This is a genomic window from Acidovorax sp. GW835-FHT14B10 (assembly GCF_058793725.1).
Genome location: NZ_JBXAGC010000022.1, coordinates 21729 through 45611, shown reverse-complemented (window position 1 = coordinate 45611; position 23883 = coordinate 21729). Strand labels below are relative to the sequence as shown.

Sequence of the window (23883 nt, the reverse complement as noted above, 5' to 3'; positions counted from 1 at the left end):
AAGCGCAAGCAGCTCACTTTTTAGAAGCAAAAACCATGCCCCTGACTCTGGAACAACTCAACACCGCCAGCGCGGCCGATGCCCTGCAGTGGCTGGACGGACTGTACGAACATTCGCCCTGGATTGCCAAGCAGGCGCTGGCGCAGCGGCCTTTTCGCTCGCTGGCACACCTGAAGCACGCCATGGTGCAAGCCGTGCGCACAGCCCATGCTGACGCGCAGCTGGCACTGATCCGCGCCCACCCCGAACTCGCAGGCAAGGCCATGGTGGCAAAAAGCCTCACGGAAGAGTCCACCCACGAGCAAACCAAGGCGGGCCTGACGCAGTGCACGCCCGAGGAGTTGGAGCACATCCAGCAGCTCAACGCCGCGTACAACGAGCGCTTCGGCTTCCCCTTCATCCTGGCCGTGCGCGGCCCGCGTGGCACGGGTTTGGCCCAGCGCGAGATCATCGACACCTTTGCCCGGCGGCTCGATAACCACCCGGAGTTTGAGCTGGCCGAGGCCCTGCGCAACATCCACCGCATCGCCGAGATTCGCCTGAACGACAAGTTTGGCGCCGAGCCCGTACTGGGCGGCGATGTGTGGGACTGGCAAGAACAACTGGCCGAACACTCCGACCCCGGCTTTGCCGAAAAAGGCCAGCTCACCGTCACCTACCTCACCGACGCACACCGCGCCTGTGCGCAGCGCATCAGCCAATGGATGCGCGCGTGCGGCTTTGACAGCGTGGAGACCGATGCCGTGGGCAATGTGGTGGGCCGCTACCACGGCGCGCAGCCCGTAGCCAGATACCTCATGAGCGGATCGCACTATGACACGGTGCGCAACGGTGGCAAGTACGACGGACGCCTGGGTATCTTTGTGCCCATGGCCTGCGTGCGCGAACTGCACCGCGCAGGCCAGCGCCTGCCGTTTGGCATCGAGGTGGTGGCGTTTGCGGAGGAAGAAGGCCAGCGCTACAAGGCCACCTTCCTCGGCTCGGGCGCGCTGATCGGGCACTTCAACCCCGCCTGGCTGGACCAGAAGGATGCCGATGGCGTGAGCATGCGCGAAGCCATGCAGCACGCGGGCCTGTGCATCGACGACATCGCAAAGCTTCAGCGCGACCCAGCGCAGTACCTGGGCTTCATCGAAGTGCACATTGAGCAGGGCCCGGTGCTCAACGGACTGGACCTGCCCCTGGGCGTGGTCACCTCCATCAACGGCGGTGTGCGTTTCGTGGCCGAGATGATCGGTACCGCCAGCCACGCTGGCACCACCCCCATGGACAGCCGCCGCGACGCCGCCGTGGCCGTGGCCGAACTGGCGCTGTATGTGGAGCAGCGCGCCGCGCAGGATGGCGACTCGGTGGGCACCATCGGCCTGCTGAGTGTGCCCGGCGGCTCCATCAACGTGGTGCCGGGGCGCTGCAGCTTTTCACTGGACTTGCGCGCCCCCACCGACGCCCAGCGTGACGCCCTGGTGCGCGACGTGCTCGATGCGCTGGCGCGCATTGCCCAACGGCGCGGCCTGCGCTACACGATCGAAGAATCCATGCGCGCCGCCGCAGCGCCCAGCGCCCCTGCCCTGCAGCACCACTGGGAGCGCGCCGTGGACGCCCTGGGCCTGCCCGTGTTCCGCATGCCCAGCGGCGCGGGGCACGATGCCATGAAGCTGCATGAAATCATGCCGCAGGCCATGCTGTTCGTGCGCGGGCAAAACTCCGGCATCAGCCACAACCCGCTCGAATCCACCACCCACAACGACATGCAGCTGGCCGTGGACGCCTTCACCCAGGTGCTGCAGCAGCTGGCCAAGGAACACCAACCATGACAACCCCCACACCAGCCCCTTACTCCGCCCTGGACGCCTGGATCGACCAGCACTTTGACGACGAAGTGCGCTTTTTGCAGGCCTTGGTACGCGTGCCCACCGACACGCCGCCGGGCAACAACGCGCCGCACGCCGAGCGCACCGCCGAGCTGCTGCAGGGTTTCGGCTTCACCGCCGAGAAACATGCCGTGCCGTCTGCCGATGTGCTGGCCTACGGCATGGAATCCATCACCAACCTGATCGTGCGCCGGCCCTACGGCGCACCCGGTTCGGGCAGGACCATCGCCCTGAACGCCCATGGCGACGTGGTGCCCCCCGGCGAAGGCTGGACGCACGACCCCTATGGCGCCGAGATCGTGGACGGCACGATGTACGGCCGCGCCACCGCCGTGAGCAAAAGCGACTTTGCCAGTTTCACCTTTGCCGTGCGCGCGCTCGAAGCCGTGGCCAGGCCCACGAAAGGCGCAGTAGAGCTGCACTTCACCTACGACGAAGAGTTTGGCGGCGAACTCGGCCCGGGCTGGCTGCTGAAGAACGGCCTGACACAACCCGATCTTCTGATCGCCGCGGGCTTCAGCCACGAGGTGGTGACCGCCCACAACGGCTGCCTGCAGATGGAAGTGACCGTGCACGGCAAGATGGCCCATGCCGCCGTGCCCCACACCGGCGTCGATGCGCTGCAGGGCGCAGTGCACATCCTGAACGCGCTGTATGCGCAGAACCAGGACTACCTGAAGGTCACGTCCAGCATCGCGGGCATCCAGCACCCGTACCTCAACGTGGGCCGCATCGAAGGCGGCACCAACACCAACGTGGTGCCCGGCAAGGTCACGTTCAAGCTCGACCGCCGCATGATTCCCGAAGAAAACCCGGTGGAGGTGGAAGCCACGATCCGCCGCGTGATCGAGCAGGCCACAAGCGAGCGCGCCGGCATCAGCGTGGAGATCAAGCGCCTGCTGCTGGCCAACGCGATGACGCCGCTGGCGGGCAATGCCCCATTGGTACAGGCTATCCAAAAGCACGCCCAGGCCGTGCTGGGCGAGCCCGTGCCTGCCGTGGGCACGCCGCTGTACACCGATGTGCGCCTGTATGGGGAACGTGGCATTCCGGGCGTGATCTATGGCGCCGGCCCGCGCACCGTGCTCGAATCGCATGCCAAGCGGGCCGACGAGCGGCTCGATCTGGACGACCTGCGCCGCGCCACCCAGGTGATTGCCCGGGCACTCAGCGACCTGCTTGCCTGAGCGCTGCGGCAGCGTTCACGCCCGCCCCAAAGCAACCCTCGGCCGTCAGGATTCACTCAGCCAGAACCGTAACCCGGTTATCCTGTCAGCCAGCTCCATCCCGGGGACATTCCAGTGCCCTGCACCGGCCCGGTCGCGACACCTGCGCGACTGTGTGCTCGCCCACCTGGCCGCCGCGCACCCGCGTTCGGCAGGGTGGCGACAGATGCAGGAAAGGAAGGTCCGGCCCCATCTGCGCGCGGCGGCACACCCTTTCGCCTGCGCACGAAACAACCCATGGGCCCCGTGACCCCCGGGGTGCGCTGGTTTTGCATTCCGCCGACGATTTCCAGGATTTCCGCATGACACAGAATATTTCCGCCGCCGAACAGGCTTTGCGCGACGCTGCGCGCGAATACCACCGCAACCCCACGCGGGGCAAGATTTCGGTCACCCCCACCAAGCCTTTGTCCAACCAGCGCGACCTGTCGCTGGCCTACTCGCCCGGCGTGGCCTACCCCTGCCTCGATATCCAGGCCGACCCCAGCAAGGCCTTCGACTACACCTCGCGCGGCAACCTGGTGGGCGTGATCACCAACGGCACGGCCGTGCTCGGCCTCGGCGACATCGGCCCGCTGGCCGGCAAGCCGGTGATGGAGGGCAAGGGCTGCCTGTTCAAGAAGTTTGCGGGCGTGGACGTGTTCGACATCGAACTGGCCGAGCGCGACCCCGACAAGCTCATCGACATCATTGCCGCGCTGGAGCCCACGCTGGGCGGCATCAACCTCGAAGACATCAAGGCGCCCGAGTGCTTCTACATCGAACAGGAGCTGAGCAAGCGCATGAACATCCCCGTGTTCCATGACGACCAGCACGGCACCGCCATCATCAGCAGCGCCGCGCTGCTCAATGGCCTGGAACTGGTGGGCAAGGACATCGGCGCCGTCAGGATCGCGGTGTCGGGCGCCGGCGCCGCCGCCATTGCCTGCGTGGGCGTGATGGTGGGCCTGGGCGTGAAGGTGGAAAACATCTTCATGTGCGACTCCAAGGGCGTGATCTACGAAGGCCGCCCCGGCGGCTACGACGAATCCAAGGCCCGCTACGCGCAAAAAACCGAAGCGCGCACGCTGGCCGATGCCGTCAACGGCGCCGACGTGTTCCTGGGCTGCTCGGCCCCGGGCGTGCTCACGGCCGAGATGGTGAAAACCATGGCACCCAAGCCCATCATCCTGGCGCTGGCCAACCCCGAGCCCGAGATCCGCCCCGAACTGGCCAAGGCCATCCGCCCCGACTGCATCATCGCCACGGGCCGCTCGGACTACCCGAACCAGGTCAACAACGTCCTGTGCTTCCCCTACATCTTCCGGGGCGCGCTGGACTGTGGCGCCACCAAGATCACCGAGGCCATGAAGCTGGCCTGCGTGCGCCAGATCGCCGATCTGGCCAAGGCCGACATCAGCGAAGAAGTGGCCAGCGCCTACGCGGGCAAGGAACTCACCTTCGGCCCCGACTACCTCATCCCCACACCGTTCGACTCGCGCCTGATTCTCAAGATCGCTCCCGCCGTGGCCAAGGCCGCGGCCGAATCGGGCGTGGCCACGCGCCCCATCGAAGACATGGAGGCCTACAAGGAGACGCTGTCGCGCTTTGTGTACCAGACCGGCATGCTCATGCGCCCCGTGATCAACGCAGCCAAGGCCCTGCCCGATGCGCAAAAGCGCGTGGCCTACGCCGACGGCGAAGACGAGCGCGCCCTGCGCGCCGCGCAGATGGCGATTGACGACAAGATCGCCCAGCCCATCCTGATCGGCCGCCCTGCCGTGATCGCCGCGCGCATTGCCAAGGCCGGCCTGCGCATGCAGCTGGGCAAGGATGTGGAGGTCTGCAATCCCGAGGACGACCCGCGCTTTCGCCAGTACTGGGAGCACTACCACCAGCTCATGAAGCGCAACGGTGCCACGCCCGAAGTGGCCAAGGCCGCCGTGCGCCGCTCCAACACCATCATCGCCTCGCTGATGGTGTCGCTGGGCGACGCCGACGCGATGATCTGCGGCCTGGTGGGCACCTACGAGACGCACCTGGAGCGCATCCACAGCATCCTGGGCCGGCAGGCCGGCGTGAACGATTACGCCGCGCTGAACGCCCTGATGACCAACCGCGGCACGCTCTTCATCGCCGACACCTATGTGAACGAAGACCCCACGGCGCAGCAGCTCGCCGACATCGCCTGGATGTCGGTGCAGGAGGTGCAGCGCTTTGGCCTGCCGCCCAAGGTGGCCTTCCTGTCGCATTCGAGCTACGGCTCGTCCAAACGCGCCTCGGCCCGCAAGATGCGCGAGGCGCGCGACCTGTTTGTGGCGGCCCACCCCGAGATCGAGTGCGACGGCGAGCTGCACGGCGACGCCGCGCTGGAGCCGAACATCCGCAACGCCTGCATGGCGGATTCCACGCTCACGGATTCGGCCAACCTGCTGATCTGCCCCAACCTGGATGCCGCCAACATCCTCTACAACGTGCTGAAAACCACCACCAGCGGTGGTGTGACCGTGGGCCCCATCCTGATGGGCGTTGCGGCCACGGCCTGCATCCTGACGCCCGCATCCACCGTGCGCCGGGTGTTCAACATGACGGCACTGGCCGTGGCCAGCGCGGCGGCAAGGCCCAGGTAAGGGCAAGGCGCTCTGCTGCCCGAGGCCCGCAGAGGGCGTAACGGTGCGCGGGCGTGCTAGTCCGTTGAAATTCAGCCCAAAAACCTTCTAGCGCAATCAGGTCAAGCGCCAAAAGCTCCTTTTCCAGGGGCAAATACCACCACCCACGGCGTCAGGGGAATGCCACCGCTATACTGCCCGCCCCGTTGGACCGCAGGATTGCCTGGCATGCGCTTGACCGCTTTTTTCCATCCACTGGCCGCCCCCGCTGCAGTGACCGTGCTGGCAGCCCTGGCCCTGGCGGCCTGTGGTGGCACCACGCCCACGCGTCCCGAAGCCTCGGCGCAGCCCCCTCTGGCATCTTCCACCACCCCCATCCGCGTGGGCATTGCCCTGGGCGGCGGTGCGGCCAAGGGTTTTGCGCACATCGGCGTGATCAAGATGCTGGAGGCCAATGGCTTTGCACCCGCTGTCATCTCCGGCACCAGCGCAGGCAGCGTGGTCGGCGCGCTGTATGCCAGCGGCATGAATGCCTTCGAGATGCAGGAAAAAGCCGTGGCACTCGACGAAACCCGGATCCGCGACCTGCAGCTGTCTTCGGGCGGGCTTGTGCTGGGCCAGAAGCTCGAAGACTATGTGAACGAGCAGGTGCGCCGCAAGCCCATGGAGCAGCTGGCCAGGCCCTTCGTGGCCGTGGCCACAAGGCTTGAAGACGGCGAGCGCACCGTGTTTGCGCGCGGCAACACGGGCCAGGCCGTGCGCGCCTCCAGCAGCGTGCCGGGCGTGTTCCAGCCCGTGACCATCGGCAAATACCATTTTGTGGATGGCGGCGTCGTGAGCCCCGTGCCGGTGGATGCGGCGCGCCAGCTGGGCGCGGACATCGTGATCGCCGTGGACATCTCCAGCAAGGCCCGGGGCAAATCACCCGGCGACATGCTGGGCACGCTGGGCCAGTCGATTGCCATCATGGGCCAGAAACTGGGCCAAGCCGAACTGGCGCGTGCCGATGTGATCATCCGCCCCCAGGTGCTGGACATCGGCGCGACGGACTTCAGCCAGCGCGCCAATGCCATCGTGGAAGGTGAAAAATCGGCCCTGGCCGCCATGCCGCAAATCCGCGAGCGAATGGCCCAGCTGCAGGCCGAACGCGCCAACGCTGCGCGGCTGGCCCAGCAGAAGACCGCCGAGGCACATTACCAGACCTGCTTGGACAGCCGTTCCCGCCTGCAAAAAATCGCGGACCTGGCGCGGCTGGACGATGCCTGCGCGGCGCCAAAGTAGCCAGACGGCGGGTTGCACGCCGGGCCATGCGTCCTTGTGCACCTGCCCTGGCCCCTTCGCTGCGCCGGTGTCCATGCAGGCGCTTGGGGTACAGTCAGCCGGGCTTGCCTCCCCCGCGCTGCCGCCGTCATCCCTGAGCCTGCTTTACCCATGTCGTCACCTTTTTCCGCCATCAAACCCGGCATCAAGCTGTCCGATCAGGTCGCCAGCGCGCTGGAGGCGGAGATCCGCGCAGGCCGCATCCAGGCGGCGGAAAAGCTGCCCACCGAGGCCGCGCTGGCGCAGCAGTTCCAGGTCAGCCGCACGGTGGTGCGCGAAGCCGTTTCGCGCCTGAAATCGCTGGGGCTGGTGGATTCGCGCCAGGGCAGCGGCGTGTATGTGCAGGCCCCGGGCATCGAGCCGCTCCACTTTGACCTGCCGCACTCGGCATCGCGCGAGGCCGTGATGCAGATCGTGGAAGTGCGCAAGGCCCTCGAATCCGAAGTGGCCGAGCTGGCCGCGCAGCGCCGCAATCCCGGCGACGTGGCCGCCATCCGCCACGCCATGCGACAGATTGCCCAGGCCGTGCAGACCGGGCGCGATGGCGTGGAAGAAGATGTGCTGTTTCACCGCGCCATCGCCCGGGCCGCGGGCAATCCCTTCATGATCAGCACGCTGGACTACCTGGCCCAGTTCCTCAAGGGCGCCACGCGCGTGACCCGCGCCAACGAAGCGCGGCGCGCCGACTTCGCCCAGGCCGTGACGCAGGAGCATGAGCGCATCGTGCAGGCCATAGAAGCGGGTGATGCCCCCGCAGCCCGGCATGCCGCTGCCGAACACATGCGCAACGCCCTGTCACGCATCGAGCAGGCCGATCCCGCCTTCTGGGCCCAGGACGGCGAGCGGCTGGCCCAGCCCCTGGTACAGGCCTCGCCGCCGCTGCTGTTTTAGCCCGCGCGGCAATACACCCACCCAGAATCAGGGTTAACCCGTAACAAAGGTGTTCCCATAAATTTGTATGATAACCATATAAACATACCAACAGAAGTGCGACGCCTCGCGGTCGCCCTTCCCTTCAGAGAACCCTCGCATGTCCACCCTCGCACTCCTCGGCATTGGCGCCGGCAGCATTGCCCTGCTTCTTTTGCTCATCATCCGCTGGCAGGTCCACGCCTTCGTGGCCATGATGCTGGTGAGCTTTCTGGTGGCATTTGCCACCGGCATGCCCATGGGCGACATCATCAGCACGCTGATTGCGGGCATGGGTGGCACGCTGGGTTCGGTGGCCATCCTGGTGGCGCTGGGCTCCATGCTGGGCCGCATGATCGAGGTTTCGGGCGGCGCGGCCAGCCTGGCCAACCGCTTCACCCAGCTGCTGGGCCCCACGCGGGTGCCCATGGCGCTCACGGCGGCGGCGCTGGTGCTGGCCGTCCCCGTGTTTTTTGACGTGGGCTTCATCATCCTGGTGCCCATCGTCTATGGCTTTTGCAAGGCAGCGGGCGTCAACCCGGTGAAGTTCGGGTTGCCCGTGGCGGGCATCATGCTGGCCGCACATGTGGTGGTGCCGCCGCACCCCGGCATCGTGGGCGGTGCGGCCATCGTCAAGGGCGACATTGGCTGGATCACCATCATTGGCCTGTCCATCTGCATTCCGCTGGCGGCGCTGTCGCAGTATGTGGCAGGCTGGCTCAACCGCAAGGGCTACCCCCTGCTGCCCACCACGGCCGAGCAGTTTGCCGCCTTTGGCAACAGCGACGAAACCGCTGCATCCAAAGCCCGCAGCGCCCCGGGCGTGGGCACCATCCTGGCGCTGATCCTGGTCCCGCTGGCCCTCATCATGGCCGGCACCACCGGCGCCACCCTGCTGCCCAAGGGGGACAGCCTGCGCAATGTGCTGGGCTTTATCGGTTCACCCATCTTTGCGCTGATGGTGGCCGTAGGCCTGGCCATGTACCTGCTGGGCCGCAACCAGGGCTGGACTCGTGAGCGCACCAACGCCATCATGGAATCCGCCCTGCCCCCCGCCGCCACCGTGATCCTGGTGACGGGCGCGGGCGGTGTGTTCGCCAAGGTGCTCACCGCCAGCGGCATTGGCGCGGCGCTGTCGCAAAGCCTGACGGCCACGCACCTGCCGCTGATCCTGCTGGCGTTCATCATCGCGCTGGCCCTGCGCGCCGCACAGGGCTCGGCCACCGTGGCCATCATCACCACCTGCGGTCTGCTGGCCGACGCGATGGCGGGCGGTGGGTATTCCCCCCTGCAGGTCGCGCTGCTCACCGTGGCCATCGGCTTTGGCAGCCTGGGGCTGTCGCACGTCAACGATTCAGGCTTCTGGATCGTGACCCGCTACCTGGGCCTGAGCGTGGGCGATGGCCTGCGCACCTGGACGGTGCTGACCACCGTGCTGGGCCTGGCGGGCTTTGCGCTCACCGCCCTGCTGTGGGCCCTGGTGGCCTGAGACACTTTTCCCTGATTCTCTGAAGGACTGACAACATGACCCAACCCACCGTAGGCATCATCGGCCTGGGCGCCATGGGCGCCGGCATTGCCCAAACCCTGCGCAACAACGGCTTTGCCATCCATGTGTGCGATGTGCGCCCCGGCGTGGCCGAGGCCTTCGTGGCCGACGGCGGCACCGCCCACGCCACGACCGCTGCCCTGGCGGCGGTGAGCGATGTGGTGGTGTCGGTGGTGGTGAACGCCGCGCAGACCGAAAGCGTGCTGTTTGGCGAGAACGGTGCCGCCGCGGCGATGCGCCCCGGCAGCACCTTTGTGATGTGTTCCACGGTGGACCCCAACTGGTCCGTGGCACTCGAAGCGCGCCTGAACGCGCTGGGCCTCCACTACGTGGACGCCCCCATCTCCGGCGGTGCCGCCAAGGCCGCATCGGGCCAGATGACCATGATGACCTCGGCCCAACCCGAAGCCTATGCGGCCGCCAACGCCGTGCTCGACGGCATGGCCGGCAAGGTGTACCGCCTGGGCCACCAGGCCGGTGCGGGCAGCAAGGTCAAGATCATCAACCAACTGCTGGCCGGTGTGCACATTGCCGTGGCCGCCGAAGCCATGGCCCTGGGCCTGCGCGAAGGCGTGGACGCCGCCGCGCTGTACGAAGTCATCACCCACAGCGCGGGCAACAGCTGGATGTTCGAGAACCGCATGGCCCATGTGCTGGCGGGCGACTACACACCCCTGTCGGCCGTGGACATCTTCGTGAAGGACCTGGGCCTGGTGCTCGACACCGCGCGCGCCAGCAAATTCCCCCTGCCCCTGGCCGCCACCGCGCACCAGATGTTCATGCAGGCATCCACCGCCGGCTTTGCCAAGGAAGATGACAGCGCCGTGATCAAGATCTTCCCCGGCATCACGCTGCCAACTAGCGAAGGTCAGGACAAGGAGAAGGCATGACACGCGCACTGCTGGGCTGCATTGCCGACGACTTCACCGGCGCCACCGACCTGGCCAACAACCTGGTGCGGGCCGGCATGCGCGTGGTACAGGTCATGGACGTGCCCAATGCGCGCCGCGCTGGGCCGCCCCAAGCCAGCGCGCACCCCCTTGGGGGGCAGCGAGGACACGAAGTGCCGAGCGTGGGGGCCGTATTGCAGCCGCTCGATACGGAAGCCGATGCCATCGTGGTGGCACTCAAGTCGCGCACCGTCCCCAAGGCAGAAGCCATCGCCCAGTCGCTGGCCGCGCTGCAGTGGCTGCAAGCCCAGGGCGCCGCGCAGATTTACCTCAAGTACTGCTCCACGTTTGACAGCACGGCCGAAGGCAATATCGGCCCCGTGACCGATGCGCTGATGCAGGCGCTGGGCACCGACTTCACCATCGCCACGCCCGCCTTCCCCGACAACAAGCGCACCGTGTTCAAGGGCTACCTGTTCGTGGGCGATGTGCTGCTCAATGAAAGCGGCATGCAGAACCACCCGCTCACGCCCATGGCCGACCCCAACCTGGTGCGCGTGCTGCAGGCGCAGACGCCGAGCCGCGTGGGCCTGATCGACCACAGCGTGGTGGCGCAGGGCGAGGGGGCCATTCGCGCACGCATCGCCCAACTCAAGGCCGAAGGCGTGCGCATCGCGGTGGTGGATGCCGTGTCGAACGCCGACCTGCTGCGCCTGGGCCCGGCCCTCCAGGGCATGCCGCTGGTCACCGCAGGCTCGGGCGTGGCCATTGGCCTGCCCCCGAACTTTGGCGTGGCCCCCAGCCACGAGGCCGCGCGCCTGCCTGCTGCCCACGGCCTGCAGGCCATTGTGTCAGGCAGCTGCTCGGTGGCCACCAACCAGCAGGTCATGGATTTCATCAAGGCCGGCAAACCGGCCCTGGCCATCGACCCGCTGCGCATTGCCGCCGGTGTGGACGTGGCCGCCGAAGCGCTGGCCTGGGCCGAGGGCCACGTTGCCCACGGCCCGGTGCTGGTGTATTCCACCGCCGAGCCCTCGGCCGTGCGCGCTATCCAGGGCAAGCTGGGCTCCGACAAGGCGGGCGCCATGGTCGAAGAAACCATTGCCGCCATCGCACGCGGCCTGGTGCAGCGCGGCGTGCGCCAGCTCATCGTGGCGGGTGGCGAAACCTCGGGCGCCTGCGTGCAGGCCCTGGGCATCACGCAGATGCGCATTGGCGCGCAGATCGACCCCGGCGTGCCGTGGTGCCACGCCGTAGCGCCCGACGCGGCGGACGGCCTGCACATCACGCTGAAATCGGGCAACTTTGGCAGCACCGATTTCTTCACCAAGGCTTTTGCACAATGGCAGGCATGAGCACCACCACCCCAGCCATCACCGCCTTCATGGACGAAGCCCAGGCCCGCGACGACATCTGCCGCGTGGGCCGCAGCCTGTTCGAGCGGGGCTACGTGCACGCCACCGCTGGCAACATCAGCGTGCGGCTGGCCGATGGCTACCTCATCACCCCCACCGATGCCTGCCTGGGCACGCTGCAGCCCGAACGGCTGGCGCGGCTGGATGCGCAGGGACAGCAAATGGCAGGCGACCGGGCCAGCAAGACCATTGCGCTGCACCGGCAGATCTACAGCGCATCGGCCGCCACAGCCGCCCCGGCGCGCTGCGTGATCCACACCCACAGCACGCACCTGGTGGGCTGCTCGCTGCAGGCCGATACCGCTGCAGGCGGCCAGCTCGCGCCCGATGCGCCATTGCTGCCCCCCATCACACCCTACTTTGTGATGAAAGTGGGCCGTGTGCCGCATATCCCCTACCACCGCCCCGGCGACGCTGCAGCGGCAGCCATGGTGGCGCAAGCCATCACCCGCTACGCCGCACAGGGCAGCCCCGTGCGCGCCGTGATGCTGGCGCGCCTGGGGCCCAATGTGTGGCACGAGACGCCCGCCGCGGCCATGGCCGTGCTGGAGGAGCTGGAAGAAACTGCGCGCCTGTGGCTGCTGTGCCAACTCCGCCCCACGCCGCTGACCGAGCCCCAGATTGAAGAATTGCGCCAGACATTTGGCGCGCAGTGGTAAGGCAACGCCTTAGCCCCAGACTGAAAGAAGCCCATGCCCCGTTTTGCCGCCAACCTGTCCATGCTCTACAACGACGTGGACTTCCTCGACCGCTTTGCCGCCGCAGCCCGCGACGGCTTCAAGGCGGTGGAATACCTCTTCCCCTACGCCTACCCCGCCCCGGAGCTGGCCGCGCGCCTGCAGGCCAACGGCCTGCAGCAGGTGCTGTTCAATGCCCCGCCCGGCGACTGGGACGCGGGCGAGCGCGGCCTGGCCTGCCTGCCCGGGCGCGAGGCCGAGTTCCGCGACGGCATGGCCAAGGCCATTGAGTACGCCAAGGCGCTGCAGTGCCCGCGCATCCACGTGATGGCCGGCCTGGTGCCCGCCGGGGCCGATGCGGCCACCGTGCGCGCCACCTACATCGCCAACGTGCGCCATGCCGCCGAGCAGGCCGCGCCCCACGGCATCCAGATCCTGCTGGAACCCATCAACGGCCGCGACATGCCCGGCTTCTTCCTCAGCCGCCAGGACCAGGCCCACGCGCTGATTGCCGAGATCGGTGCGACCAACGTCAAGGTGCAGATGGACCTGTACCACGCGCAGATCGTGGAAGGCGACCTGGCCATGAAGATCCGCCAGTACCTGCCCACCGGCAATGTGGGCCACCTGCAGATCGCGGGCGTGCCCGAGCGCCACGAACCCGATGTGGGGGAGGTGAACTACACCTACCTGTTCCAGCTGCTGGACAGCCTGGGCTATGGCGGCTGGATTGGCTGCGAATACCGCCCCGCGCGCGGTGCAGCGCCCCACGCCACATCGGACGGACTCGGCTGGCTCAAGCCCTGGCTGTGAGGCGCGCCCTGGATCCTGCAGCGTAAAGCCCCCGCACGTTTTCCGGACGGCAGGAGACCGGCGCTGCTGCAATGCGTGATACATGCGCTGCCCGTGAAGATGCCATGGTGCCGGAGCATCAAGAACCCAGTGGCACAGGGACAAGGTCATCCAAAGGACGCTGTCATGCCCATGGATTCACAGGCGAGCGAACGGATCGACCAGCGAGGCCAGTGTCACGGCGCCGGGCGCCGCGGTGCCCGCGCGGCGGGTGGTCTCGGGAGGCTCGTGGACCGGTTTGAGCGGCAGCGGCTGCATGCTGCGGCCGTAGATGCGCTGCACACGTTCTGCCAGCGTGGGATGCGCGTCGAGCCAGCGCTCCATGGTGCCCGCACCCTCCAGGTCCACCAGCAGCATGTGCTGCACCGCGGGGCGTGCCAGGCCCTGGTGGGTGGCGCGCCGCTGCGCCATCACCTTGCGCAGCACGCCGCCCAGGCCATCTAGGCTGCGCGTCCATTGCAAGGCACTGGCATCGGCCAGGTACTCGCGCTGCCGCGACACAGCGGCCTTGGGCACGCGGCCTGCCGGCCAGCAAAGCCCGCCAGCATGGTGCCCGAGCCGAACAGCCACGCCAGACCACGGTGTTCGCGCACTTCGGCGCCAAAGTTGTAGACCAACTCCAGCATGGCCGCTTCGTGGGCCGGGTAACCGCGCGCCACCTCCACCAGGTGGGGCACCAGGTCGTAGCGGCGCTTGAGCTGCACGTCGATCGGCGCAAAGGCGTTGGCGATGCGGTTGCGCAACTGCACCAGCCGGTTGTCAACAGCGATGGCCCACACCACCAACGCCACAACAATCCATGCAGTTGCCGACATATCCCACCCTCTGCTTGCTTGAATAGAGCCATCTTAACGGCCAAAGATGGCTTGGCGGAACCCTCAAACGCCCTTGTTGCGCATCCAGTCGGCCGTACCCATGAAGCTCTCTTTCAGCCGTGCACGCAGATCCTGCGGCACACCGGTTTCGCCCATGGCCTGGTCCATGCAGGCCACCCACTGATCGCGCTCCTTGATGCCGATGGCAAACGGCATGTGGCGCGCACGCAGGCGGGGGTGGCCAAACTGGTCGGTGTAGTACGAGGGCCCGCCCAGCCAGCCGCACAGGAACATGAAGAGCTTTTGCCGGGCATCGGCCAGTTCACTGCCGTGGGCAGCGCGCAGTTCGGCGTAGCCGGGCTCCAGGTCCATCAGGTCGTAAAAGCGCTCGGTGAGCGCGTGCACACGGCTTTCGCCACCGATCCATTCAAAGGGCGTCTGGGTGGCTGCGGGTTCGGAGCTGTTCCGGTGCGCACCAGGGGTTGAAGAGTTCATATAAAACCGGCTCTAGCGCAATGGGAGCATGCGCTGACAACTGTCAAATCCATACCAAGATAAAACCATCTCGCGGCAGTGGCTCGCACCGCCTATTCCGCTGCGCGCCGCAGCGTATCCACCACAGGGCGGTTGAGCACATCGCGCAGCCCCCACCAGCCAGCGGCCAGCGCCAGCACGGCGCCGGCCAAGGCCCCCGCCAGCGGCACCCAGGGCGCGGCAGTCCAGGCGAAATCGAACACGTAGCGCGCCAGGGCCCAGCCCACGGCCACGGCCACGCAACTGGCCAGAAAGCCAGCCAGCAGACCCACGCCCAGCAGCTCGGCGCGCTGCACCTGGCGCAGCAGGCTGGCGCGGGCCCCCACGGCACGCATGATCGCGAACTCGCGTGCACGCTCCTCGCGCGTGGCCGTGACGGCGGCAAACAGCACCACCAGACCGGCTGCCAGCGTGAAGGCGAACAGGAATTCCACCGCCTGGATCACCTGTTCCAGCACGCGCTGGACCTGGGCAATGGTGGCACCCATGTCCACGTTGGTGATGTTGGGAAACTGGCGCACCAGGGTGTTGTCAAAGCCCGCCTTGTCGGGCGCGCGGTAGGCGGCAAGATAGGTCACCGGCACATCCTGGAGGCTGGCCACGGGATACATCACGAAGAAATTGGCGCGCATGGAACCCCAGTCCACCTTGCGCAGACTGGTGATACGGGCTTCGTTGTGCACACCGCCCATGTCGAACCGCAGGCGGTCACCCAGCTTCAGGCCCAGGGTCTGCGCAATACCCTCTTCCACGCTGATGGCACCCTCTTCGCCGGGCGTCCACTGGCCGGCCACCACCTGGTTGTGGCGGGGCTGGTCCACCGCGGTGGAAAGGTTGAACTCACGGTCCACCAGGCGCTTGGCGCGGTCTTCGGCGTAGCTGTCGGGGCCCACGGGCTGGCCGTTCACGGCCAGCAGGCGGCCACGAATCATCGGATACCAGTCGTAGCGGGCCACGCCAGCGTCTTTCAGCACCTGCTGAAAGGCATCGGCCTGATCCGGCATGACATTGATGACGAAGCGGTTCGGCGCATCGGGCGGCGTGGCCTTGCGCCAGCTGGCAATCAGGTCGGTACGCAACAGCACCAGCAGCACCAGCGCCAGCAGCCCCACGGCCAGGCTGCTGACCTGCACCACCGCGTAGCCCGGGCGGGCTGAAATCTGCCGCGTGGCCAGCACCAGCCAGCGCGGCGCGGTGGATTCGTGGACGCTTTTGCGCAGCAGCTTCACCGCCGCCCAGCTCAGCAGCGCAAACAGCGCCACGGCGCCGGCAAAGCCGCCCACGGCAATCAAGCCCAGCACCAGATCGCTGCTCACGGCCAGCAGCAATGCCGCAAAACCGGCCACGCCCACCGCCAGCACCGCCAGCGACACAGGCTTGAGCCCGCCCATGTCGCGCCGGATCACCCGCAGCGGCGGCACCTGGGCCAGTTGCAGCACCGGTGGCAGCCCGAAGGCCAGCAGCAGCGTCAGGCCCATGCCCAGGCCAAATGCCACGGGCCACAGGCTGGGCGCGGGCAAAGCCGACTCCACCAGCCCTGCCAGCAGCAGCACGAAAACGTTGTGCACCAGATAACCGAGCGCCACGCCCAGGGCGCTGGCAAACAGCCCGATCAGCGCGAACTCGGTGGTGTAAGCGCCTGCGATGGCGCGCTGGCTCTGGCCCAGCACGCGCAGCATGGCCGAGGCATCGAGATGGTCGGCCGCAAAGCCCCTGGCCGCCAGCGCCACGGCCACGGCCGACAGCAGGGCCGCCAGCAGGGCCACCAGATTGAGGAATTTCTGGGCACGGTCCAGCGTCTGGCGCATCTCGGGGCGGCCGCTTTCAAGCGACTCCACACGCACGCCGTGCACCTCGGGCTTCTTTGCCTCGGTGGCAGCCCATTCGCTGAAGGCCTTGACGGCAGCGGGCGATCCGGCCACGGCAAAACGGTAGGTCAGGCGGCTGGCCGGCTGCACCAGGCCGGTGGCGGGTACGTCGGCCTGGTTGATCAGGGCGCGCGGCGCAAAGCTCATGAAGCCGGCACCCCGGTCGGGCTCCACCACGATGATGCGTGCAATGCGCAGCTGTGCATCGCCCAACAGCAGCATGTCGCCCATGGCGAGGTTCAGCGCTTCCAGCAAGGGCGCATCGACCCAGACCTCGCCCGGCGCAGGAATATCGCGGGTGGCCTCACCCAAGGCATCGGGTGAGTCGGCCACCTGCAGATTGCCGCGCAAGGGATAGCCCGGCTCCACGCTCTTGAGGGCCACCAGCTTGGTGGCACCGCCCTGCAGATCGCTGGCCCGGCCCATGGTGGGGAAGCCCATGGTCGTCACGGCCTGCAGGCCCAGCGCCCGGGCGCGCTCGGCAAAAGCCGGGGGCGTGGGGTTGTCGCTGGCCACCACGGCATCGCCACCCAGCAACTGCAGGGCGTCCCGCTCCAGCCCCCCCTGCAGCCGGTCGGCAAAAAAACCCACCGACGTCAGCGCCGCCACCGCCAGCGTGACAGCCACCATGAGCAGGCGCAACTCTCCGGCGCGCAAATCACGTGCCAGGGTGCGCAGCCCCAGGCGGAAAAAGGACAGATTCATGGAGGCGGACCTTAGCGCAATTGCGCTGCCGAAGCGGCTTTAGGGATTTGCCGCAGCCAGTTCGGGTTGCAGCAGCAGGCGGTCGGCGCCGCTGTAACAGACGAAGCGCCGGTTGGTTGCGCGGCCAATCGCGCACAGGCCGAGTTGCTGCGCCACGGCATGGCCCATCTGCGTCATGCCGCTGCGCGAGACCACGATGGGCACGCCCATCTGAGCCGACTTGATGACCATCTCGCTGGTCAGCCGGCCCGTGGTGTAGAAGACCTTGTCGCCACCCGCCATGTCGCCTGCCTGCATCCACATCCAGCCGGCGATGGTGTCGATGGCGTTGTGCCGGCCCACGTCTTCCACGAACGTGAGCAGTTCCTCGCCGCGAAACAGCGCGCAGCCGTGCACCGAGCCGGCGGACTTGTAGGTGCTTTCCTTGAGGCGAATCGCGTTGACGATGCCGTAAAGCTGCGCCTGCGTGAGCTGCGCTGCCGGCAGCACGATGCGGTCCACCTCGTCCATCAAACCACCGAACACGCTGCCCTGCCCACAGCCGGTGGTGACCACCCTGGCCGCTGTGCGCTCTTCGATGCGCTCGATGCCGCTGCGCGTCTTGACGGCCGCAGCGTTGACCTCCCAGTCGACGGTGATGGATTCGATGTCATGCACCGATTGCACCAGCCGCTGGTTGCGCAAATAGCCCAGCACCAGCAGCTCGGGCAGGGCACCCAGCGTCATCAGCGTGACGAGCTCGCGCTTGTCCACATACACGGTCAACGGGCGTTCGGCGGGAATATGCACCTGCTCGCGTTCACCGTGCTCGTTCACCACCTCCACGGCGTGGGTCAGGGGGGCTTGTGCCTGGGTCAGGCGCGGCAAGGCGGTGGCCGCAAGATCGGGTACGTCAGTCATGCGATCAGCGTACACGCATTCCTCGCCAGCCCGCCGCAGGACTGGGGGAATATCGACACGAACTCAGGGCTTGGGCGCTGACGCCGCAGGCATGAGCGTGCTGGGCGGGCTGCTGGCGGTGCCGGGTGGCGAATGGGCACCCGCAGCTTCGAGCGGCTTGGCAGCCGGCGGGGTGTAGGCAAAAGGACCCGGATCGGTGCACCCGCTGGTGGCCACGGCGGGCTTGGCATCCGTGGCCGTGCGCCGGTAGTGCGCAGCCACCTTGTCCTGCGATTGGCAGAGCTTGTAGCTGCCCACCTTGCCGCTCCAGGCGGCTTTGGCAGCAGACTCGGCCGCCTTGGCCTGTGCTTCGGGTGTGGGCGCTGGCAACTTGGCAAGTGCCACAGAGGATGCGCCGGCCAACAGGAAGGCCAGCAGGGAATGGTGCATGCTCATTTTCATGTAGGCCTCGCTGCCTGCGCCGCACGGGCGGCACTTTCGGTGGGTACGGCAACGCTGCTGCGCTGCGCTGGAATCTTGCCGGCACGGACATCATCGGCCCAGAGCTCGTGGTGCTCGCGGGCCCAGCCCTCGCTGACATAGCCGGTTTTCATGGCCTTGTAGGCGCCCCGCATGCCGACGGTACCCATGTAGATGTGACCGCAGATCAAGGCCATCATCCAGATCGCCAGCACGGCATGGACCATGTGGGCGATCTGCATGTCACCACGCACATCACCAAAGCCGGGGATCAGCTTGTCCAGCACCAGCCCCGTGGCCACCACAAAGATGCCAGGGATGGTGATACCCCACCAGAACAAGCCCTTTTCACCCGCGTTGAAGCGGTGTGAAGGCACCTGGTGGTCACCGCCACCGAGCAGGCCGCCGCCCTTGCTGAGCCAGATGAAATCAGCGCGGTTGGCGATGTTGTCCTTCACGAAGGTGAGGATGATGACCAGCAGCGAGACCGCAAACAGGGGGCCCATGAAGTTGTGCACATTCTTGAGCGCATAGGCCAGCCAGCCAAACAGCGTGCTGCCGATGACCGGCAGCAGAAAGAACTTGCCAAACGCCATGACGATGCCCGAAATCGCCAGCGCGATGAAGGCACCGGCATTGGCCCAGTGCGCCGCCCGCTCAAATGGCGTGAAACGCTCGATCCGGCGGTCTGATTCGGGGTGCTCGTGCCCCATGGGGCCCTTGGTGAAGTAGAAAATCGCCAGGGCCAGCAACACCAGTCCCAGCAAGGCAGCACCGTAGGGAATGATCCACTGGTTGCGCACCTGGCGCCAGCCCTCACCCGCGTTGGTCACCCGGGCTCCGGGGTATGCCACCATCGGCTGGATCAGGTTGCCGGCCTCGGGCGCCTGGGTCCGGGGCAGACTGCTGTAGCCCGTCACACCCTGTCCCACCTGGCGCCACATGGGGGCGTTGTTGCCAGGCTGTACCTTGGCGCGCTCGGCGTTGGTCTGATCGGCGTATTGGGGGTCGGCGCTGGCGTCGGGCTTGATTTCAAAAATGTTCTGGCTCTGAATGCCACCGGGCGCTGCAGCAGGCGCGGGCGCCATCGCGGCCGGAGCCGCGGACGCATCCTGGGCCTGCGCATGGGCAGGCACCCATGCCAGACCCGCCGTCAATGCCAGGGACCACATGATGTGTTTCATGGTGGGCCTCACTTGGATTGGGTGCGGGGGTATTCGTTCTGGCCGTACTGCTGGCGCGCCTTCAGCTGCTGCTCCCAACTGGTCTTGTCGCCCGCCTTCCAACCCGGCTGGGTGAAGTTGCTGCCTGTGCCCGCATAGGGTGCAACGTCGCTCTTGATGCCGCCACCGGTCTGCGGCTTTTCGGTGCAGGCGGCCAGGCCGGCAAGGGCCAGCACCGCCGTCAGGGTGATGGAAATGCGCTTCATGACTTGGCTCCTGCGGGTGGCTGCGCACCCTTGTGCGTACCGTAGGCTGTTCCCCAGCCCCACACTTCGGCCCCCTTGCCGCGCTGCACCACGCGGTTGCGGAAGATGTCTGCCACCACATCGCCATCGCCAGCCAGCAGCGCCTTGGTCGAGCACATTTCGGCACAGGCGGGCAGCTTGCCTTCTGCCAGGCGATTGCGCCCATATTTCTCGAACTCGGCCTGGCTGCCATTGGCCTCGGGGCCGCCGGCGCAGAAAGTGCACTTGTCCATCTTGCCACGCACGCCGAACGTGCCTTGCGACGGGAACTGGGGGGCGCCAAACGGGCAGGCATAGCTGCAGTACCCGCAACCGATGCAGACATCCTTGTCGTGCAGCACCACACCTTCGTCGGTGCGGTAAAAGCAGTTCACAGGGCAGACAGCCATGCAGGGCGCATCGCTGCAGTGCATGCAGGCCACCGAGATGGATTTTTCGCCGGGGACACCGTCGTTGAGCGTGACCACGCGGCGGCGGTTCACGCCCCACGGTACCTCGTGCTCGTTCTTGCAGGCGGTGACGCAGCCATTGCATTCGATACAGCGTTCTGCATCGCAGATGAATTTCATTCGTGCCATTGTTCTGTCTCCTGATCAGTGCCGCGCGCTCACGCCCGTTCCACGTTGCAGATCGTGGTCTTGGTTTCCTGCATCATGGTCACGCTGTCGTAGCCATAGGTGGTGGCCGTGTTCACTGCCTCGCCCCGCACAACGGGTGCGGCCCCCTTCGGGTAGTGCGCCAGCATGTCGGCACCTTGCCACCGGCCAGAGAAGTGAAAGGGCATCCAGACCGTGTCTGGAGCGACACGCTCGGTGACCAGTGCCTGCACATTCAGGCGCGCACCCGTGGGGGAGCTCAGCCACACGCGCTCACCATTGCGGATGCCCCGGTCGGCAGCCGTCTTGGGGTTGATTTCCACAAACGCCTCTTGCTGCAGTTCGGCCAGCCAGGGATTGGAGCGGGTTTCCTCGCCGCCGCCTTCGTATTCGACCAGGCGGCCGGAAGTCAGGATGAGCGGGAATTTCTCGTAGACCTTGTCGGCCACGTTCTTGTCCTGCAGGGACTTGTAGAGCGTGGGCAGGCGCCAGAAAGCCTTCTTGTCGTCGTGCGTGGGGTACTTGGCCACCAGGTCGGGACGCGTGCCGTAAATGGGCTCGCGGTGCTGCGGAATCGCATCGGGGAAGTTCCACACCACGGCCCGTGCCTTGGCGTTGCCAAACGGATGGCAACCATGCTTCATGGCCACGCGGATGATGGCGCCCGTGGGGTCGGTCTTCCAGTTCTTGCCTTCGGCCTTGGCCTTCTCGGCGTCCGAAAGATCGTCCCACCAGCCCAGCTTCTTGAGCAGCACATGGTCGAACTCGGGGTAGCCCGTGGTGATTTCCGCACCCAGCGAATGCGATCCATCTTCGGCCAGCAGGTTCTGGCCATCCTTTTCGACACCGAAATTTGCGCGGAAGTTACCGCCACCATCCATCACATGCTTGGAGGTGTCGTACAGATTGGACGAGCCCGGGTGCTTGAGTTCGGGTGTGCCATAACAGGGCCAGGGCAAGCCAAAGTAGTCACCGGTGAAGTCGTAGCCGGTTTCCTTGTCCTTGCCACCCTTGGCCTTGAGGGTTTTCACATCGAACACATGCATGTTCTTCATGTGGGCCTTCAGGCGCTCGGGGCTCTGGCCGGTGTAGCCAATGGTCCAGACACTGCGGTTGATCTCGCGCAGGATGTCCTCCGGCATGGGCTCGTCCAGGCCCTTGATCTTTTGCATCTTGTAGTTCTTGGACAGCTCGTTGGCAAAACCGAGCTTTTCAGCGAACTGGTGCATGATCATGTGGTCGCTGCGACTCTCCCAGAGCGGGTCGATCACCTTCTCGCGCCACTGCAACGAGCGGTTGGATGCCGTGCAGGAACCGCTGGTTTCGAACTGCGTGGCCGCCGGCAACAGGTACACCGCCCGGTCGGGGTTCAGGTCTTCAGGCTGGCCCGGCATGGCCGCCATGGCGGCAGTGGCCGACGGATAAGGGTCCACCACCACCAGCAGATCCAGCTTGTCCATGGCCCGCTTCATCTCCAGACCGCGGGTCTGCGAATTGGGGGCATGGCCCCAATAGAACACGCCACGCAGGTTGGCATCCTGGTCGATCAGTTCGTTTTTCTCCAGCACACCGTCGATCCAGCGCGACACGGTGATACCGTTCTTGGTCATCATCGCGGGCGAGGCGTACTGCTTCTTGATCCATTCGAAGTCCACGCCCCACACGGCCGCAAAATGCTTCCACGATCCTTCGGCCAGGCCGTAGTAGCCGGGCAGCGAATCGGGGTTGGGGCCCACATCGGTGGCGCCCTGCACATTGTCATGGCCGCGGAAGATGTTGGTGCCACCACCGCTCTTGCCCACATTGCCCAGCGCCAGCTGCACGATGCACGAGGCGCGCACCATGGCATTGCCGATGCTGTGCTGTGTCTGGCCCATGCACCAGACGATGGTGCCGGGGTTGTTGTCGTGCAGCATCTTGGCGACCTTGAACATCTGGTCTTCCTTGACGCCGCAGGCTTCTTCCACCTTGTCGGGCGACCACTTGGCCAGTACGTCCTCGCGCACCTTGTCCATGCCATAGACACGGTCGTTGATGTATTGCTTGTCTTCCCAGCCGTTCTTGAAGATGTGGTACAGCAGGCCAAACAGGAAGGGGATGTCGGTGCCCGAGCGGATGCGCACGTATTCGTCGGCCTTGGCCGCGGTGCGGGTGAAGCGCGGGTCCACCACGATCATCTTGCAGCCGGTTTCCTTGGCATGCAGCATGTGCAGCATGCTCACCGGGTGGGCTTCGGCGGCGTTGGAGCCGATGTACAGAGCGACCTTGCTGTTTTGCATGTCGTTGTACGAATTGGTCATGGCGCCGTAGCCCCATGTGTTGGCCACGCCCGCCACGGTGGTCGAGTGGCAGATGCGCGCCTGGTGGTCGCAGTTGTTGGTGCCCCAGAAGCTCACGAACTTGCGCAACAGGTAAGACTGCTCGTTGTTGTGCTTGGAGGAGCCAATGAAATACACGCTGTCAGGACCGCTGGCCTTGCGCAGCTCCTGCATCTTGGCCGTGATCTCGTTCAGGGCCGTGTCCCAGCTGATGCGCTCGTACTTGCCGTTGACCAGCTTCATGGGGTAGCGCAGGCGGTATTCGCCGTGGCCGTGTTCGCGCAGGGCCGCGCCCTTGGCACAGTGGGCGCCCAGGTTGATGGGCGAGTCGAACACAGGCTCCTGGCGCACCCACACGCCGTTTTCCACCACGGCATCGACCGCGCAGCCCACCGAACAGTGGGTGCAGACAGTGCGGCGCACTTCGATCTTGCTGTCGCCCATGCCGACCTTGGCACCTTCGGCGGCGTTGGATTTCTTGACCAGCGTGAGTTGCGTCGCGGCAATGCCGACGCCCACCCCCAGGCCGGAGCGGCGCAGGAACGAACGACGGTCCATCGTTGGCAGAGCCTGCGACAGGCCACGGCGCAGGCTGTGCACAAAAGGAGACGCCGAGGACGATGCGACCTGCGCGGCGTGGGAGGACTTCTTGGTAAGCAACATGGTGCGCCCCGCTGTCAGAGTTGGGTGGTTTTGTAGTACTGCTTGACGTGGGCAGACAGGTGGTAGCCACCGCCCTTTTCAGGGGCCACGCGGGCAGGCTCGGACACCGTGGCGTCAGAGGGCATCACCTGGGGAAGCGCCACGACGGCTGCTGCTGCAGCCCCTACGGTGGCGGCACCGGAAAAGAAACTCCGGCGTGAGGAATGGGGCTGGCGGTTCTGCATGCTTGTCTCCAGAATGGCTGGCAGCTATGAAACGGA

At 66.3% G+C, this 23883-nt stretch carries 21 protein-coding genes; 10 read left to right on the top strand and 11 right to left on the bottom strand.

The features are described 5' to 3' along the window. Positions 1-35 precede the first annotated feature (35 nt). The 10 genes from uraD to otnI all read left to right on the top strand — a co-directional run bounded on the left by uraD (position 36) and on the right by otnI (position 13258). On the top strand, positions 36-1814 hold the full coding sequence (uraD, locus tag AC1Q5S_RS16215; RefSeq protein ID WP_303833774.1) for a 2-oxo-4-hydroxy-4-carboxy-5-ureidoimidazoline decarboxylase: 1779 nt from the start codon (positions 36-38) through the stop codon (positions 1812-1814). Continuing rightward, a complete protein-coding gene (locus tag AC1Q5S_RS16210; protein WP_422202809.1) occupies positions 1811-3058 on the top strand; it encodes a M20 family metallopeptidase in 1248 nt (415 codons plus the stop codon). Before uraD ends, AC1Q5S_RS16210 begins: the two co-directional genes overlap by 4 nt. A gap of 341 nt (positions 3059-3399) precedes the next feature. Continuing rightward, complete coding sequence (locus AC1Q5S_RS16205; protein WP_303833772.1) at positions 3400-5706, top strand: NADP-dependent malic enzyme; 2307 nt, start codon at positions 3400-3402, stop codon at positions 5704-5706. 207 nt (positions 5707-5913) lie between these two features. Continuing rightward, positions 5914-6966, top strand: coding sequence for a patatin-like phospholipase family protein (locus AC1Q5S_RS16200; protein ID WP_303833771.1), 1053 nt, complete (start codon positions 5914-5916; stop codon positions 6964-6966). A 150-nt stretch (positions 6967-7116) separates the two neighbouring features. After that, complete coding sequence (locus AC1Q5S_RS16195) at positions 7117-7896, top strand: FadR/GntR family transcriptional regulator (protein WP_303833770.1); 780 nt, start codon at positions 7117-7119, stop codon at positions 7894-7896. 139 nt (positions 7897-8035) lie between these two features. Next, a complete protein-coding gene (locus AC1Q5S_RS16190; protein WP_303833769.1) occupies positions 8036-9403 on the top strand; it encodes a GntP family transporter in 1368 nt (455 codons plus the stop codon). Between the two features lie 35 nt (positions 9404-9438). Then, positions 9439-10353: an L-threonate dehydrogenase gene (gene ltnD / locus AC1Q5S_RS16185; RefSeq protein WP_303833768.1), complete on the top strand. Its 915-nt coding sequence runs from the start codon at positions 9439-9441 to the stop codon at positions 10351-10353. Further along, positions 10350-11708, top strand: coding sequence for a 3-oxo-tetronate kinase (gene otnK / locus AC1Q5S_RS16180; protein ID WP_303833767.1), 1359 nt, complete (start codon positions 10350-10352; stop codon positions 11706-11708). The genes ltnD and otnK overlap by 4 nt, the downstream gene beginning before the upstream one ends. A gap of 29 nt (positions 11709-11737) precedes the next feature. Beyond that, entirely contained in the window at positions 11738-12427 is a 690-nt protein-coding gene (locus AC1Q5S_RS16175; protein WP_303833784.1) for a class II aldolase/adducin family protein, read from the top strand. Positions 12428-12460: 33 nt separating this feature from the next. Continuing rightward, on the top strand, positions 12461-13258 hold the full coding sequence (gene otnI, locus AC1Q5S_RS16170) for a 2-oxo-tetronate isomerase (protein WP_422202810.1): 798 nt from the start codon (positions 12461-12463) through the stop codon (positions 13256-13258). Between the two features lie 177 nt (positions 13259-13435). On the opposite strand, the gene AC1Q5S_RS16165 is transcribed toward otnI, so the two are convergent. The 11 genes from AC1Q5S_RS16165 to AC1Q5S_RS16115 form a co-directional block, all read right to left on the bottom strand. Continuing rightward, the gene (locus AC1Q5S_RS16165) at positions 13436-13813 is read right to left on the bottom strand and encodes a M48 family metalloprotease (RefSeq protein WP_369693245.1); all 378 of its coding nucleotides are present in this window, start codon (positions 13811-13813) and stop codon (positions 13436-13438) included. After that, positions 13738-14112 (bottom strand): LemA family protein, encoded by a 375-nt coding sequence (locus AC1Q5S_RS16160; protein WP_422202811.1) that lies wholly within the window; start codon positions 14110-14112, stop codon positions 13738-13740. The genes AC1Q5S_RS16165 and AC1Q5S_RS16160 overlap by 76 nt, the downstream gene beginning before the upstream one ends. A gap of 63 nt (positions 14113-14175) precedes the next feature. Further along, complete coding sequence (locus AC1Q5S_RS16155; RefSeq protein WP_422202812.1) at positions 14176-14607, bottom strand: group II truncated hemoglobin; 432 nt, start codon at positions 14605-14607, stop codon at positions 14176-14178. A gap of 92 nt (positions 14608-14699) precedes the next feature. Continuing rightward, entirely contained in the window at positions 14700-17219 is a 2520-nt protein-coding gene (locus AC1Q5S_RS16150; protein ID WP_303833764.1) for an ABC transporter permease, read from the bottom strand. 39 nt (positions 17220-17258) lie between these two features. Further along, positions 17259-18119, bottom strand: coding sequence for a formate dehydrogenase accessory sulfurtransferase FdhD (locus AC1Q5S_RS16145; protein WP_303833763.1), 861 nt, complete (start codon positions 18117-18119; stop codon positions 17259-17261). A gap of 63 nt (positions 18120-18182) precedes the next feature. Further along, entirely contained in the window at positions 18183-18554 is a 372-nt protein-coding gene (locus AC1Q5S_RS16140) for a hypothetical protein (protein ID WP_303833762.1), read from the bottom strand. A gap of 2 nt (positions 18555-18556) precedes the next feature. Next, the gene (locus AC1Q5S_RS16135; RefSeq protein WP_422202813.1) at positions 18557-19762 is read right to left on the bottom strand and encodes a formate dehydrogenase subunit gamma; all 1206 of its coding nucleotides are present in this window, start codon (positions 19760-19762) and stop codon (positions 18557-18559) included. An 8-nt stretch (positions 19763-19770) separates the two neighbouring features. Further along, positions 19771-20007 carry a hypothetical protein gene (locus AC1Q5S_RS16130; protein ID WP_303833760.1) on the bottom strand — a complete coding sequence of 79 codons (237 nt, stop codon included), beginning with the start codon at positions 20005-20007 and terminating at the stop codon, positions 19771-19773. Continuing rightward, positions 20004-20624, bottom strand: coding sequence for a formate dehydrogenase FDH3 subunit beta (fdh3B, locus tag AC1Q5S_RS16125; RefSeq protein ID WP_422202814.1), 621 nt, complete (start codon positions 20622-20624; stop codon positions 20004-20006). The genes AC1Q5S_RS16130 and fdh3B overlap by 4 nt, the downstream gene beginning before the upstream one ends. A 29-nt stretch (positions 20625-20653) precedes the next feature. Continuing rightward, complete coding sequence (locus AC1Q5S_RS16120; RefSeq protein WP_303833758.1) at positions 20654-23623, bottom strand: formate dehydrogenase subunit alpha; 2970 nt, start codon at positions 23621-23623, stop codon at positions 20654-20656. Positions 23624-23637: 14 nt separating this feature from the next. Continuing rightward, complete coding sequence (locus tag AC1Q5S_RS16115) at positions 23638-23847, bottom strand: formate dehydrogenase (RefSeq protein WP_303833757.1); 210 nt, start codon at positions 23845-23847, stop codon at positions 23638-23640. Positions 23848-23883 lie beyond the last annotated feature (36 nt).